The sequence below is a fragment of the Leptolyngbya sp. BC1307 genome (assembly GCF_002286735.1).
In the GTDB taxonomy this organism is placed as follows: Bacteria; Cyanobacteriota; Cyanobacteriia; order Phormidesmidales; family Phormidesmidaceae; genus Phormidesmis.
The window spans coordinates 23,759-38,419 of sequence record NZ_NRTA01000038.1 but is presented as its reverse complement, the minus strand read 5'-3'; the positions used below and the strand labels follow the sequence as shown (position 1 = coordinate 38,419).

General features: G+C 53.4%; 12 protein-coding genes and 1 tRNA gene. 6 read left to right on the top strand and 7 right to left on the bottom strand.

All coding sequences use genetic code 11. The features are described from left to right. The first annotated feature begins 102 nt into the window (after positions 1-102). Positions 103-1,074: a hypothetical protein gene (locus tag CKL79_RS17195; RefSeq protein ID WP_121970802.1), complete on the top strand. Its 972-nt coding sequence runs from the start codon at positions 103-105 to the stop codon at positions 1,072-1,074. Between the two features lie 415 nt (positions 1,075-1,489). Here the strand turns inward: CKL79_RS17195 and CKL79_RS17190 are convergent. Together CKL79_RS17190 and CKL79_RS17185 are read right to left on the bottom strand one after the other, a co-directional pair. Next, positions 1,490-1,562, bottom strand: a tRNA-Thr gene (locus CKL79_RS17190). Between the two features lie 118 nt (positions 1,563-1,680). Further along, on the bottom strand, positions 1,681-2,328 hold the full coding sequence (locus CKL79_RS17185) for a response regulator transcription factor (protein ID WP_121970801.1): 648 nt from the start codon (positions 2,326-2,328) through the stop codon (positions 1,681-1,683). 721 nt (positions 2,329-3,049) lie between these two features. On the opposite strand from CKL79_RS17185, the gene CKL79_RS17175 reads away from it, so the two are divergent. The 3 genes from CKL79_RS17175 (at position 3,050) to CKL79_RS17165 (ending at position 6,687) form a co-directional block, all read left to right on the top strand. Next, positions 3,050-3,937 carry an SAM-dependent chlorinase/fluorinase gene (locus CKL79_RS17175; protein WP_121970799.1) on the top strand — a complete coding sequence of 296 codons (888 nt, stop codon included), beginning with the start codon at positions 3,050-3,052 and terminating at the stop codon, positions 3,935-3,937. A gap of 211 nt (positions 3,938-4,148) precedes the next feature. After that, positions 4,149-4,517 carry a hypothetical protein gene (locus CKL79_RS17170; RefSeq protein ID WP_121970798.1) on the top strand — a complete coding sequence of 123 codons (369 nt, stop codon included), beginning with the start codon at positions 4,149-4,151 and terminating at the stop codon, positions 4,515-4,517. Between the two features lie 160 nt (positions 4,518-4,677). Beyond that, positions 4,678-6,687 carry a DNA polymerase III subunit gamma/tau gene (locus tag CKL79_RS17165; protein WP_121970797.1) on the top strand — a complete coding sequence of 670 codons (2,010 nt, stop codon included), beginning with the start codon at positions 4,678-4,680 and terminating at the stop codon, positions 6,685-6,687. A gap of 18 nt (positions 6,688-6,705) precedes the next feature. Here CKL79_RS17165 and pheT read toward each other — a convergent pair whose 3' ends face one another. Further along, positions 6,706-9,174, bottom strand: a complete 2,469-nt coding sequence (gene pheT, locus CKL79_RS17160; protein ID WP_121970796.1) for a phenylalanine--tRNA ligase subunit beta — start codon at positions 9,172-9,174, stop codon at positions 6,706-6,708. Positions 9,175-9,428: 254 nt separating this feature from the next. Here pheT and CKL79_RS17155 point away from each other — a divergent pair, with 254 nt between their 5' ends. Both CKL79_RS17155 and CKL79_RS17150 read left to right on the top strand, forming a co-directional pair. Continuing rightward, positions 9,429-10,952, top strand: a complete 1,524-nt coding sequence (locus CKL79_RS17155) for a serine/threonine-protein kinase (RefSeq protein WP_121970795.1) — start codon at positions 9,429-9,431, stop codon at positions 10,950-10,952. A gap of 157 nt (positions 10,953-11,109) precedes the next feature. After that, positions 11,110-11,325: a hypothetical protein gene (locus CKL79_RS17150; protein ID WP_121970794.1), complete on the top strand. Its 216-nt coding sequence runs from the start codon at positions 11,110-11,112 to the stop codon at positions 11,323-11,325. 22 nt (positions 11,326-11,347) lie between these two features. Here CKL79_RS17150 and CKL79_RS17145 read toward each other — a convergent pair whose 3' ends face one another. From CKL79_RS17145 to CKL79_RS17130, 4 genes are all read right to left on the bottom strand, one after another. Next, positions 11,348-12,064 (bottom strand): tetratricopeptide repeat protein, encoded by a 717-nt coding sequence (locus tag CKL79_RS17145; protein ID WP_121970793.1) that lies wholly within the window; start codon positions 12,062-12,064, stop codon positions 11,348-11,350. Between the two features lie 586 nt (positions 12,065-12,650). Further along, the gene (locus CKL79_RS17140) at positions 12,651-12,788 is read right to left on the bottom strand and encodes a photosystem II reaction center protein K (protein WP_121970792.1); all 138 of its coding nucleotides are present in this window, start codon (positions 12,786-12,788) and stop codon (positions 12,651-12,653) included. 187 nt (positions 12,789-12,975) lie between these two features. Then, entirely contained in the window at positions 12,976-14,076 is a 1,101-nt protein-coding gene (gene tgt, locus CKL79_RS17135) for a tRNA guanosine(34) transglycosylase Tgt (RefSeq protein ID WP_121970791.1), read from the bottom strand. A gap of 99 nt (positions 14,077-14,175) precedes the next feature. Next, positions 14,176-14,619, bottom strand: coding sequence for a hypothetical protein (locus CKL79_RS17130; protein ID WP_121970790.1), 444 nt, complete (start codon positions 14,617-14,619; stop codon positions 14,176-14,178). Between the last annotated feature and the right edge of the window lie 42 nt (positions 14,620-14,661).

Below are 14,661 nucleotides of genomic sequence, written 5' to 3'. Positions count from 1 at the left end.
TCTGGGCTTCGCCGCAGAGCTTTTTCTATCCGCCTGGCCAATGTGCTATTTGTTACTTGACTAGAAGCTCTGCTTTTCCCGCCTTGAGTTGATACCCAATCGGTGGACCACCGAGATGAAGATACCTGGGGCTGTCATCTGCTGGATGTCATAGAGCAAGGCTTCGACCCAGACTACACCATCGCTGATGGCGGTAGTGGTCTGCGGGCTGGACAGAAAGCGGTGATGCCAGAGACACCCTGCCACGGCGATGTATTCCATATCCAGCATCAGTTTGAGCAAGTGGTCAATGGTCTGACTCGTCGCATCCAAGGCGGGCCAGCACGGCTGCTGAAGCAGGCGCAGCAGATGGCCAACACCCGCCTCAAAGACATCGTGGCGCAGAAACTCCTCAGTCAACAGTGGCTAGCAGAACAACGAGAGCAGGCACTTATCTGTCTAGCCCAGGATGTCAAAACGCTGTTGGGCTGGTTCTCTCATGATGTGCTGGCCTTGGCTGGGCCACCGCTGGCAGTGCGTCAGGAACTCTTTGACTTCATTGTTTTGGAACTGCAACAGCGAGAAGATGAGCGCTATCCTGCCATCCGCAAGCTCAGAAAGGCACTGCATAATCAGCGCGACCAGCTATTGGCCTTTGCGGGTGTCGTTGACCAGAAGCTGGCTAAGATCGCTGAGGACTTTGAGCTACCATCGCAGGCCGTACGGGAGGTCTGCCTGCTGCACCGAAAACACGACACCTCGAATGCCTACTGGGTACGGTGGAACCAGTTGCATAGCCAGCTATCTAGCAAATTTCATGGGGTAATGGAGGCGGTGGGCAAAGCGCTCGAAGAGACGCCGAGGGCCAGCTCTATGGTCGAGAACCTCAACTCACGGCTGCGCAATTATTTCTTTCTGCGACGGAGTTTAGGCGATTCCTACCTGAGCCTTTTGCAATACTTTTTGAATCACCGCTGTTTCATGCGGTCGCTGAAGCCAGAGCGGGTGGGCAAAAGTCCCAAGCAACTGCTGACTGGTGAGGCTCATCCCCATTGGCTAGAGCTACTGGGTTTTAAGCGTTTCCAAAGAGCGTAGAGACTGACTTAATTGCTCACTAGACCATCGGCAACGATGGTCTAATTGGAGCTACCTGTGTTACCCAAAATCGGCCTTTTTTGAACCAGGCCGAAAAGACTATCTGTAGACGATTGTGTGAGTTTCTGACTTGAACCGAGCCATATTTTGCTTTTTTCGTGGATTTTGTGGGTTGCATCAGGATGCTACCTCATTAGCAGAACAAATGATCTACTAAATTATATTCATCCTTTTTATTTTTTCCACCCCAGCCTTACTCCAAATTCTTACCCCAAAAATTACCCCAAATTGCCTTCCAAACCTGACTAAAAGCAGCCAATAATGTCCAACGGCTTTTTTAGACACCCTTCAAAAAGCAATCCCCGCAAGGGTTGTAAACCTTGCAGGGACTGTGAAATCGTTGATTTACTAAGGAAGCTGGTGACAAGACTCGAACTTGCGACCGGCTGATTACAAATCAGCTGCTCTACCAACTGAGCTACACCAGCAGAACCATCATTATATCAAAGCTTGTGAGTAATTTAGCAAGCCAAGCTTTAAAGGTGCGAACTGTTTTGGCTGTAGTCGCCGCCTACAATTCAGATCCTCAAAGCATGGCTTGCACTCTCAAGCCTTATTGTTTTCTACTGCCCAGCGAGCTAGTTCAGTACGGTTATGTAGCCCAGTTTTACCCAGCATGTTGCTCACATGGCTTTCAATAGTGCGCTGGCTCACTTTTAACTCTTCGGCAATCTGGCGGTTGGCCATGCCGCGAGCGACAAACTGTACCACCTTGAGTTCGGTAGGTGTGAGCTCTACATCAAAAGGAACCTGAATAGTGGGGATGGAGTTCGGCCCTCTATTTTGATGATGAATCAGGCGGGTGGCCTGCTTCAGCGAAGACTCTACTTGAGCAACCAGTTCTTCGGGTTCGAAGGGTTTCACCATGTAGACATCAGCGCCCGTTGTTAGCCCTTTGACCCGGTCCTGGCTTTGCCCCTTGGCAGAGAGAAATAAAATCGGAATCCAGCTCTTGCCCGGATCCTGACGAACCTGCTCGACAAAAGCATAGCCGTCCATCTCTGGCATCATTACATCGCAGATGATCATATCAGGCGATAGTTCGATCAGGGCAGAAAGCGCCTCTCGACCGTTGCCAGCCGTCATTACCTGATAGCCTCGAAACTCTAGATAGTCTTTTACTAATAAGATGAGATTAGGGTCATCATCTATAAGTAAAAGCTTTTTCTGTTCCCCTGTGTTAGCTTCTTTCATGCCGTGTGCTCGCTCGCTTGCCTCTGACTGAAGAGTTTTGTACTGAGTAGAAAAGAAAATATGGTTTGAAGCAGTCTAAAAGCTGCAGACTAACCTATTACGATAGATAAAAGGGTTAATTACCCGATAGCTTTAAGCTGATTTAATTAACTTGATTGCCGTCTTCACATGCGCTTGTGGTCATCATAGGATGAAGGGTAGTAAAGCTACCTGAGATGAAAACAGCTCTGAGAGAAATTGACTTAACTGCTTTTCAATTGATGTTTCCTTAAGCGAAACGGCTTTGTTTACTGCGCTATGTGAGCGATAGCTGTAGAGAAAGATGGTCTCTATCTGTAAGAACAATGATTGGCTAGATTGCCACATCAAGTATTCCCAAGATATAGATAATATCACTCAGATTAGGCAGTCTGTGAATAGTCAGTTATCTGGCAACCTCAAGTGCTGTTTTAGATGCTTTTACCCTGGCTGAGCTCCCTACCTTTTCCAGCAGTTAAAGATAGTTTGCCGAGCATAGGCGAAGATGTGCAGACGGAAGATATATATCTAACGTCAGTCAGACTGAAAGAGGCAATGCGCACTTTTAATGGCGATCGCACGTCAGCTAGACGATCTGAATAACAGATTAAACACACTTAACTATATTAAAAGCTAAACACTTACGTACAATCAATGACCGCTATCACAGTGATCTGGTATCAATTATTACCGACCTGCTTTTATGCCAACGTTCAGGGAGTCGCTCGTGATTACATTGCTTAGCGATTTTGGCCTGAGAGACGCTTATGTAGCAGTGATGAAGGGGGTGATCGCGTCTATTTGTCCGGCGGCGGTGACGTGCGATCTGACACATGAGATATTGCCTCAAGACATTTTAGCGGCCCGGTTTAATCTGATGGTGGCCTATCCTCATTTCCCTGAGGGGACGGTGCATCTGGCGGTTGTCGATCCAGGGGTCGGATCGGCGCGGCGGGCGATCGCTCTTCGCTGCGCACACGGTTTTTTAGTCGGTCCAGACAATGGGCTGTTTAGCGGTGTTTTACAAAGCTCATCGGTTTTGACCGCAGTGGCTCTGACCAATGCTGAGTACTGGCGAGTCAGAGAGCCGAGTCATACTTTTCACGGGCGAGATATTTTTGCGCCTGCCGCTGCCCATTTAGCTGGCGGTGTGCCGATTGAGGCGCTAGGCGATCGCTTTGACCCGGCGACGCTAGTCCAGCCAGCGCTACCAACTTTTGCACAGCGATCAGAGCGATCTGGGCAGGCGGTGCGATGCACTGGCAGCGTGCAATACATTGACGGATTTGGCAATCTGATTAGCAATATTCCGGGGCAGGCAGTGCCTGATCAGCCCTGGCAGATTGTGTTAGAAACGCCCGCTGGTCGTCTACGCCATTTTAGCGGTATAAAAACCTACAGCGAGGTGCCAACTGGTACCCTTTCAGCGTTAGTCGGTAGCCATGGCTGGGTGGAAGTTGCCTGTAGCGGCGGCAATGCGGCTCAAGCCTTAGAGATAGCAATAGGCGCAGAAGTGATTCTGGAGAGTCGATATAGCCGTCGTCAGAGGCATAGCTCCAAAGGAGAGGCTGCACCAACGTACGACGGCTAGCCACTTAGTTTTCAGCACATAGCAGTTCTAGCGATACCTAAAGCTATAAGTTCAGTATCTTCACTGAGTTGGTTCATCCGGACTGAGCCTGTTCGTTGAAGAATACATCGATAGCGAGAGGGCACTTTTGCGCCGGCCTAATTGAACAGTTGGCAGACGCTGTTAGGGCGATCGCCCTAGCGCTCACGTAATCTACAGGCTGCGAAAAAAAATGATGATGCTCACCGGAATTAAGGCATTTGAGGCATGCTGGCAATCGCTTAAAGCAGGCAATCCTACCGATCTTGCTGAGAATCGTCTGCTGATGCAATCGATGGGACGGTTAGTTGACAACTACGCCACCCAAGATGAAATTGCCCAAGAGCTACCGGCTATGCTGAGAGAGCTATTTGACCGTCTGGTAGAGGCTTACTTACATGGCTATTGGCTAGAGAATGAGCTAGCGCCTATGCCACCAGCCGTTTCTCCTGCCCTGTTAGCAGCCCAACAGCGCCGCCAGCGCCAGCCCTTGCAGCCGACTGCTGCAAGCGAAGCAGATACCTACATCATTGACCGGGTCGTTAGCTATATTGCAGTCTGATGGCATACCTTTAGACTGCCTCCCCTAGGGCGACTCGGGTAGCGAGCAAAATACATACTCAATCGTTTGGTGAAGACGATATCTTATTAGCAGTGCTCGCAGTGGTGCCAGCCGCTGCTTGTTTACTGTTGCCTCTGCTGTTCGCCTAAGGTCAGCTCGTTTGTACGCCCCTCTTCACCATAAGTATCGACCGCAAACCTTTGCTCAGCTTGTCGGTCAAAGAGCGATCGCCGCCACTCTGACTCAAGCCCTACAGCAAAATCGGATTGCGCCAGCCTACTTATTTTGCGGGCCGCGCGGCACTGGCAAAACTTCCAGTGCTCGCATCTTAGCCAAATCACTCAACTGCCTGCAGGCTGACGCGCCCACTTCTGCGCCCTGCGGCCAGTGCGATGTCTGCCAGTCAGTGAGTCGCGGCAACGCCCTTGACATTTTCGAAATCGACGCGGCTAGCAATACCGGCGTAGACAATATCCGCGAGCTGATCGAGCGGGCGCAATTTGCCCCCGTGCAGTGCCGGTACAAGGTCTATGTCATCGACGAATGTCATATGCTCAGTACCGCTGCGTTTAATGCGCTGCTCAAAACATTAGAAGAGCCGCCAGACCGGGTGGTCTTTGTACTGGCGACTACCGATCCGCAGCGGGTGCTGCCGACCATTATTTCTCGCTGTCAGCGGTTTGATTTTCGCCGGATTCCGCTGCCGTCGATGATCAAGCATCTGAGCTACATTGCCAGCCAGGAAGCCATTCAGATTGCCGAACCCGCCTTGCAGCTAGTGGCGCAAATTTCTCAAGGGGGACTGCGCGACGCTGAAAGCCTGCTAGACCAGCTCAGTTTGCAGGCTGATGAAATTACTGTTGATACGGTTTGGGATCTGGTTGGCGCAGTGCCTGAGCGCGATCTACTGAATTTGGTGCGGGCGATCGCTGCCGATGACAGCACAGCTCTACTAGAGCGGGTTCGCAACCTGATGGACAAAGGCCGTGAACCGCTGATTGTGCTGCAGGGGCTAGTCGGGTTTTACCGCGATTTGCTAGTTGCCAAGAGCGCGCCCACCCGCGATGACCTGGTCGCCATTACCGCGCCGACCTGGGCTGAGATGACGAAATTTGCCCAAACGCTGGCCACCGCGCAGCTGCTAGCGAGCCAACAAAAACTGCAGTCAGCCGAAGTTCAGGTAAAAAACACCACTCAGCCACGTCTCTGGCTAGAAATTACGCTCACCGGACTATTGCCCAGCGCTCTGGGTGCCGCCGCCAGTCTAGCTAGCGAACGTGCAGGCCAAGCGCCTGGCCAAGCGCCTATTAGAGTGCCGACTGCGATTGTACCGCCGCCGATTGTGCCACCGCCAATTGCGTCCCCACCAGCTGTAAGCCCTTCCCCAACTTCACCGCAAGCGGCTCCTCTGACTGCCGATGCGCCTGCTGCAAGTCCGGCAGTCAGCCCCTCAGAAGGCGTGACGGCTCCAGTCGCTGAAGCGGCTGCCAACTCTGCTGCTGAAACTGTGCCTGTTGAGCCGCCAAAGGAAGTTGCTTTTGGTAACCTGTCAGACCTTTGGAATCAGATACTGGCGGCGCTGCAGCCTCGGCCCACGCAAATGGTAATGTCTCAGCAGGGGGTATTGCTGGGCTTTGATGGGGTGGGCGCAAAAGTTGGCTTTCGGGCGGCAGCGCTGCAAAAAATGGCACGCGATCGCATTCCCAATTTAGAAGCCGCCTTTGAAGCTGTCTTTCATCGCAAAATTAAAGTTTCTCTAGAGATTGTTGCCGCCGAAGCAACGACCGCAGCTAGCGCTAATTCGCCCCCCACTGCTCAGCCGCCAGTTGCTAAAGCTCAGCCGAGTCCGCTGCCCAGCCAAAATCTCAATCAACACACCAGCCAAAATTTTAGTCAAGGTTCGAACGGCACCGTGCCTGCCTACCCAGCAGATCGTGAGCCTGCCGCTCAGCTACCGCCACCGCCTGTCTCTACGCCTGCTGATAGTGACGCGAGTGCTCGGTTAGATTCCCCCACTGCGCTCACAGGCATAGACCAGGATCAGGAAAGGATCAAACGGTTTGCCAACTTTTTTAATGGCCAAATTGTCAATCTAGACGAGGATTCAGACGATCTTTCTGGCCTCTCAGCCCCGAAATCATCTGAACCTGGCCCAGACGTGCCGTTTTAGCACAGAGAAGTCGCCTTCCTAGCTACGCAAACTAACCTGGTAGGCTTTTTCTAAAGCGGCGCGAACTTTTTGATGAACTGGCTCAATATCTTTGTCTGTGAGGGTGCGATCGCCCGCCCGGTAAACCAGCCTAAACGCCAAAGACCGCTGCCCTGTCGGCACATTTTCGCCGCGATACTCATCAAACAGCGTCACTGAATCCAGCAGCTTACCCCCTGCTTTACTCATCACCTGCGCCAGATCGGCCACCGAAATGTCTACCGGCGCAAAGAAAGCCAGATCGCGATCCGAGGCCGGATAGGTAGAGTAAGCCGCAAACTTCACAGCCTGACTGCTACCGGCCAGACAGGTCACCAGCACCGCCCAATCTAGCTCAAAAACATACACCGCCTCTGGCAGATCATGGGCCTGCCGCAGCTGCGGATGGAGCTGCCCGAATTTTCCTAATTGAGTGCGCCCTCTCACCCACAGCGAGGCCGTTCGCCCCGGATGTAAGCGCGGGTCACTCTCGTCAGCCCGGTAGTCTACCGCCAGGCCCAGATTGTCAAATACCCGCTGTAAAATCCCCTTTGCTTCGTACCAGGTGAGCGGCGCTTCCTGATTGCTCGTGACCCAGCGCCCCCGCCGGGCATCGCCGCCAACAATGCCAGCGACCTTGGTTGCCTCTATCGGGTCACCCTGAGGATTGTCTTTAGGCTTACTAAACACATGCCCGATTTCAAAGCCGTTAATCGGGCCATTGCCATTGTTTAAGTTGAGCTGAAAGGCGTCAATCAACCCGTCTAGCAGGTTGGTGCGGAGAGCCGAATACTCTTTGAAAAGCGGATTAGCTAACACCACCTGTTGCTGAGCGGTCGGGTCGGTGCTCGTGAGCGAATAGTGGACAGTCTCTGTGAGCCCCGCCGCCCGAAAAGCGGATCGTAGCTGCCTAGAGAGCGCCGCTTCTGCGGAGAGATAGCCTCTAGAAGTCTGAGCCGGCAGCGTATAGGCAAAGCGATCATAGCCGTATAGCCGGGCGATTTCTTCGATGAGATCGATCTCCCGCTCTAGATCTTGATAGCGATAGGGGGGAACTTCTACCGTCCAACTGTCGGCTCCAGTAGATGTGGCTTTACAGCCGAGCTTGTCTAATAGGGTCTCTACAGTAGCTTGATCAAAAGCGGTCATTTGATCAGCGGCGGCTGTAATGGGCCCCAGCATCTGGTTAATCCAGCTAAGACGCAGGGAAACCTCGCGAGTAGGCGTGATCCGTCCGCTTTCTGTCCGGTCTTCGGTTTGCCCCACCAGACGGGCACCCGCAATTTCTTGGAGGAGTTGCAAGGCGCGATCGCTGGCCAATTTCAGCTCCGCCGGATTAACCCCCCGCTCATACCGGGCCGATGCTTCCGTTCGCAGACCCTGAGAGCGAGCCGATCGCCGAATCGCCGCCGCATCGAAATAGGCCGCCTCTAAAAATACCCGTTGCGTACCGCTATCAACTTCCGTCTCCGCGCCACCCATCACCCCGGCTAGAGCTACCGGCACGTCATTAGCGGTAACCAGCAGCGTTTGTGGTTCCAACTGACGCTTTTGATCGTCCAGAGTCGTCAGGGTTTCACTGCCCTTGGCATAGCGCACGCCCACCGTTACCGACTGCTCGGCTCCAGCCGCCGTCAGCCGATCTAGATCAAAGGCGTGCAGCGGTTGACCCCACTCCATCAAGACATAGTTAGTCACATCCACCACATTGCTAATCGCGCGAGTGCCCGCAGCCGTCAGCCGCTGCTGCAACCACATTGGCGAAGGCGCAATCTCAATTTCTTCTAAAACGCTGCCAATGTAGATCGGGCAGGCTTTGGGATCGCTCAGGGTAACGGTAACGCCCTCGGGCGGGGCACTCACTGACGAGTCAGCCACCGGTAGCTTAAGCGGATTGCCAGTAATCGCCGCAATTTCGCGGGCAATGCCCACCATACTCAGCGCATCGGCCCGGTTAGCCGTAGAGCTGACATCGAGCACAAAGTCATCTAGCCCCAGCAGCGGGCGCACATCTTGGCCGACGGCAACCTGCCCTGCATCAAAACTAGCCGGATCAAATATATAGATACCTTCTGAGTCTTTAGCCAGACCCAATTCTGCCAGAGAGCAAATCATGCCCGCCGAAGGCACACCCCGCAGCTCACGCGGCTTGATTTTGAGATCGACCTGCGGCAAATAGCTACCGACTGTCGCCACCGGCACAAAAGCGTCAGCACGGACATTAGCGGCCCCGCAGACAATCGTAGCGGGCTCTGCCGCGCCAATATCAACTGTGCATACGCTCAATTTCTCAGCATTGGGATGAGGTTGGCGCGTGAGCACCTGGCCAACCACCACGCCTGCTGCCCAGCTCTGGCGATCTTCAATATCTTCAACCTCAAAGCCTGCCATCGTCAGCGCATCAGCCAGTGCTTCTGGCCCCAGGTCAAACTCAACAAATTCTTTGAGCCAGTTAACAGAAACACGCATTAGAAGATTGACATTGCGACAACAACGAAAGTAGTCCGACAGCAACCGCAGAGCCAACCCCAAAGTTATCCTTAGAGCAGATTCAAAAGGCAGCACCAAACGGCCTCGACTTATCCTACTACGCTATCTCTGAATATGTTTCTCCTTCGATTTTCTCACTCAGGATGCGGGAACACTTGAAGTACGGCCATCTTACGCAACCCAACTGATCTGGCAGCAGCTGATTGCTGCCAACTAGGGCGATTCATCTGCTAATGACTTACTGCATAGCCACCGGCTGCCCTCAACCTAAAAACGCACCCAATGCCCGGTTTTGTAAAGCCTGCGGTAGTCAGCTATGGCTGCGCGATCGCTACCGGGCATTAGGGCTCTTAGGTCGAGGCGGCTTTGGCGCAACTTTTTTAGCGCGCGATCAGTCTCTACCAGGGCATCCGCCCTGTGTGATTAAGCAGCTGCGGCCCACTACTGAGGTGCCCAACCTGCTAGAGATGGCCCGCGATCTTTTTCAAAGGGAAGCCAGTATCCTCGGCAAGATTGGCAACCATCCTCAGCTGCCCCGCCTGCTTGATTACTTCGAGATAGCCCAAGAGTTTTACCTGGTACAGGAATACGTCAGGGGCGCTACCCTGCAAAAAGAAGTTAGGCAAGGCGGCCCCTTTACCGAAGCCGGGGTAAAGCAGTTCTTGACCGAAATCCTGCCGGTTGTGCAATACATTCATAGCCACAAGATCATTCACCGCGATATCAAGCCCGCCAACCTCATCCGACGCGAGGAAGATAAGCAGCTCGTAATGATTGACTTCGGTGCAGTCAAAGACAAAGTCAATCCGCTGCAGGCAGGTGCCTCAGAGCAAACAGCCCTGACTGCCTATGCCATCGGCACACCGGGCTATGCGCCCCCCGAACAGATGGCCCTGCGCCCGGTCTATGCCAGCGATATCTATGCTGTTGGCGTCACCTGCGTCTACCTGCTCACCGGCAGAGCCCCCAAAGACCTGCCTTACGATCCGCGCAGTGGGGAGTTGCGTTGGCAAGACTATGCGCCCGTCAGCGATCACCTGAACAAGGTGCTGTGCAAAATGTTAGATACCTCCGTGCGCAACCGCTATCAAATGGCCGGAGATGTTTTGCGCGACCTCGACTTAGAGCCCTACCTGGATAGCCTCTCGCAAAATCTAGCCTTTGCAACGGTGGCAAAAACTGAAAAAGTCAGGGCCGGGGAAGTTACGGATGCTTCAGAAATTGGCCTGTCACCCTCATCACGCATGGCAGCGGCGATTCGGGCTAGGCGGGAGCGCCAGTCGAAAACGGGGGAAACTCGTCTGCAGGTCAATCACACTGCCGCGAAAAAACTGACGGCCCAATCTCTAAAGGAGGCCTACAACAAAGGACAGCGAGATTTTTCTAACCAGATCTTTAGCCAGCTAGACCTGCAAAAGCAAACGCTCACAGGGGCTAGCTTTGCCAAAGCGACCTTCCGCAAGACCAATCTGCTGAGCGCCGATCTTTCGAGAGCTAATCTGAGCCGGGCCAATCTGAGCGAGGCCAAGCTAAAAAACGCCAAGCTAGAAAACGCTCGCTTAGACGGAACTAATTTAACCGGCGCAGACCTGCGAGGCGCTAATCTCACTCGCGCTAGCTTGGAGCTAGCCGATCTGACCGATGCAAATCTCTGTGGAGCCGATCTGACCGGTGCCACTGTTAGCGACACTCAGCTCGCTGTAGCCCGGACTAACTGGTCTACCATTCATACCAACGGGCGGCGGCTGTTGCGCTAGGTTCCTAGAAAATTCTTGGTGAGAATTTTGCCCTAAGAATTTTGCCCTGAGAACTTTGCCCTGAGAATTTTGCCCTGAAAATTTTGTGCTTTGAGTTCTTACCTGCGCTCGACCGCTAAACTAATGAGTACGACTCCAGTTTAAGGAAGCAGCGCGTATGTTTGTCGATGAGCTTACCCCTTTTATGCGGGAGCTAGCCCGTCAGCCGGTGGCTTTTTGCGGTGGCTTTTTCTCCGGCCTTTTTCGTTTAGATTTGACCGAAGACCCGGTGAGAAGCTGGCTGAATAAACAGGGCGCTACCCCCGCTGCTGGCGCACCAGACAGCGCCAACTCCGCTGCGCCTAAAGGGCCAAAGTCGATCGATATTGAGTAGTACTGATAGCCCTGGCTGCTGTTCAGCTAAGGCTGCTCATCCAGCCGAGTACCTGGTAATTGACAGCGCTAGCCTGACTCAGATCATTAGGGTTAGCCGATAGAGCAAGGGCGATTCTGTAGTCGGCGATCGCACAGTTCCAGTCGCCGCGCAGATGATACACCCGGCCTCGCTCTGCATGCAGCGTGGCGCTCTCTGGCCGGAAGAAGAGGGCAATATCCAGGCAGGTCAGCGCTTCTTCATAGTCACCCATCTCCCGAAAGGTGATGGCCTGATTGAGGCGGGCGCGAATATTGAGCGGATTGAGGTCGATGGCCTGGTCGTAGTCGGCGATCGCCGCGACCCAATTTTGCTGGCTGGCATAGAGGTTGGCTCGGTTGCTATAGGCCCGGTCTAGCTCACCGTTAAGCGCAATGGCCGCGTCATAGTCGGCGAGGGCGCTATCCCACTGCTGCAGGCTGTAGTGCATCAGCCCGCGATTGGCGTAATGGTCGGCGTTGTCCGGCTCATAGGTCATGAGCTGATTGAGGGTCTGAATCGCTGCTGCATGGTTATTTTGCTGAGCTTGCCAGCGCGCTTGTTGCTTGAGCAGCAGGCTAGCATCGGCGCGGGAAAGCCAGGTATTGGGCCGACAGCGATAGGGGCGATTGGGCCAGCGCGTGGGTTTGCGGGGCGATCGCCCCATCTGTGGCGCGGTCGATTCAACAGAGCTGGAGCTAGCGGAGTTTAGAGATTGCATGATGTAGATATCGCATTTGCAAGAGATGGCATACGTTCAGTGTGAAAGTAGGCGGGCAAAGCCTGCTGAGATATGTGTCACTTCGTCAGTTGGTCATAGCCGGCAGTCACGTTAAGTCGGTAACAAGCGGCTAGATCCAACTGACAACCTCGTCTAAACGCTGTTTGCAAATGGATAGAACAAATTTATTTACATATAGCGTTCTTGATGAAATACTCTCACGAAGCTAAAGCTAAACTAAACCGAAAAACGACGTAGGAAAGAGCGGCTTATTGTCCAAAGAAAGTTGATATTTAGGTAAAAATGCGGGCACAAGCAGCTCACCCATCGGCATTTACTCGCCTGCTGCTAAAACAATTACCAATAAAGTGAATCGAGCGAACCCGGACGATTCATTTATTAAAAAACGCATTTAAAGTGAGCACTAAAAAAGGTGAGCACTCAACTTGTGAACGCTCACCTTCAGGTGCCAAATTGTCAGGCCAAAAATGGTGCGACTCAAAAAAACGTGTGACGACTAGAAAACCGGGCGTCAGCTCAAGCCAGGCAGCTTATTCACCGGGCAAGTCATCTACAGCGAAGCGCACTATCTGAAGCCCACCGACGCCTGCCATACAAAAGCGAGCAGCAAAAAGAAGATAGGAAGAATGGGCAAAACGTCAATTAGCGGTCCGAAGGCGCGGTAGGCTTCGGGCAAAGTTGCTACCAGCAGTGCGGCATCCATCATTCCGGTGTCTCCAAGTGCTTGTGTAATAGTAAATGTCATTTTATCACGATCTGCGATCGCCTTTGCGTCCGCTTTACCTTGGTCGAAGTGGCTCCAGCACCTGTCAGCCAGGGCCTTTCAGCTCAAGCTGGCTGGCTAATATTGTTACGATACTTTGCCAAATAGCTTGGCCTTTACCAACCCGCTAATTCAGCCAGCTTGCAAACTCTTCAGCAAAGCGGTCTTGCAAAATAGCGGTGCGAATAGCTGTGGTAAAGCGAATCAGTTCGGTGATGTTGTGAATAGAAAGCAGGGTATAAGCCAGCAGTTCATGAGCGTGAATTAAATGGCAGAGGTAGGCGCGAGTAAAGTTTTGGCAGGTGTAGCAGGCGCAGCTCGCATCCAGAGGAGTCAGGTCACGGCGAAAGCGAGCGTTTTTCAGATTCCAGCGATCGCCCTGCACCAAAGCCGCCCCGTGGCGGGCAAAGCGGGTAGGAATCACACAGTCGAATAAATCCATACCAGCGGCGATCGCCCGGGCCATCTCCCGGTAAGTGCCTACGCCCATCAGGTAGCGCGGCTTATCTGCAGGCAGCAGCGGCGTAGTGGCCTGCACAATCTTTTCGATCAGGTCTGGTGGTTCACCCACGCTGACGCCACCAATGGCATAGCCCGGCAGATCTAGATCTGCGAGATCTTTGGCGGCAGCCTGTCGCAAATCTAAATAAACGCCCCCCTGCACAATGCCAAATAGCGCCTGGTCAGATCGCTGATGGGCCTGAATGCAGCGCTTCAGCCAGCGGTAGGTGCGGTCAGTCGCTATCTCCACTTCCTCACGGGTAGCCGGATAGGGCGGGCACTCATCAAAGGCCATAATCACATCGGCCCCGAGCTGATTTTGAATCTCAATGGAGCGCTCAGGCGGCATCTCAATCAGGCGACCATCGCGCGGTGAGCGAAAAGTTGCGCCTTCATCAGTAACGGTGCGCATCTCGCTGAGGCTAAAGACTTGAAAACCACCGGAGTCAGTCAGCATGGGGCCAGACCACCCCATAAATTTATGGACGCCGCCAGCATCTGCTATCAGGTCTTCGCCAGGCTGCAGGTGCAGATGGTAGGTGTTAGCCAGCACCATTTCGGCGTTGCAGTCTTTGAGCTGGGCGGGGGTAATCGTTTTAACGTTAGCCAGGGTTCCTACCGGCATGAAGCGAGGCGTATGAACCGGGCCATGAGGCGTATGAAACACGCCCGCACGGGCTTTGGTGTGGCTGCACTGAGCCTGGAGCTGATAGGAAAAAGCGGTCAAAGGAAGGCACTCTGTGAGCTAGATACTGAGGGCACGATACACCGAGGGCACTCTGCGCTGAGGGTAAAATGGCGTAAGTTTAGACAGCTTGCCAAATGGCTAAGGCAGATAGCGCTCATCGTCTAGAGAGGCATCCCAACTGGCTGAGAGTGCTTCTGTGACGATCGCTTCTAAAGCGGCTGCGTCTAGCTGGTGGGCTGAGCGATCTTCAGCAGGGCTAGCAATCGGCGTCAGGCACAGGCAGCGCGTGTCTTGCACGAGGGCAAAGCTGGTTTCTTCTCCGTTGGTCACCAACTCTAGATAGTCGAAGCTGTGAACGTTGAGGTAAAGACTGCGGTTGGCTACTAGCGTTGCTTGCTGAGGGTCGTCAAACGCTTCTACTACGCAGCCTTCGCCTGTATTGGTGATTTCCCCGTCTTGCTGGTGGTCATAGCGGACGCGATGCAGACCTTGCAGCAATCGGAGCATATCGGTCTTATGAACAACGATACCGCTATCAACAATACAGGGCGCAGGCAGACCGCTGGAATTTTTGTGGTTCATTGGAAAGGCTATACGTAGGCCAATAAACAGTCTAACTTGAGA

Excerpts from the sequence above, each read along its gene's own strand:
- CKL79_RS17175 (WP_121970799.1), top strand. The coding sequence starts at position 3,050 with ATGCCAACGTTCAGGGAGTCGCTCGTGATTACATTGCTTAGCGATTTT.
- pheT (WP_121970796.1), bottom strand. The coding sequence starts at position 9,174 with ATGCGTGTTTCTGTTAACTGGCTCAAAGAATTTGTTGAGTTTGACCTG.
- CKL79_RS17185 (WP_121970801.1), bottom strand. The coding sequence starts at position 2,328 with ATGAAAGAAGCTAACACAGGGGAACAGAAAAAGCTTTTACTTATAGAT.
- CKL79_RS17145 (WP_121970793.1), bottom strand. The coding sequence starts at position 12,064 with ATGCAATCTCTAAACTCCGCTAGCTCCAGCTCTGTTGAATCGACCGCG.
- CKL79_RS17130 (WP_121970790.1), bottom strand. The coding sequence starts at position 14,619 with ATGAACCACAAAAATTCCAGCGGTCTGCCTGCGCCCTGTATTGTTGAT.
- CKL79_RS17155 (WP_121970795.1), top strand. The coding sequence starts at position 9,429 with ATGACTTACTGCATAGCCACCGGCTGCCCTCAACCTAAAAACGCACCC.
- CKL79_RS17150 (WP_121970794.1), top strand. The coding sequence starts at position 11,110 with ATGTTTGTCGATGAGCTTACCCCTTTTATGCGGGAGCTAGCCCGTCAG.
- CKL79_RS17170 (WP_121970798.1), top strand. The coding sequence starts at position 4,149 with ATGATGATGCTCACCGGAATTAAGGCATTTGAGGCATGCTGGCAATCG.
- CKL79_RS17140 (WP_121970792.1), bottom strand. The coding sequence starts at position 12,788 with ATGGATGCCGCACTGCTGGTAGCAACTTTGCCCGAAGCCTACCGCGCC.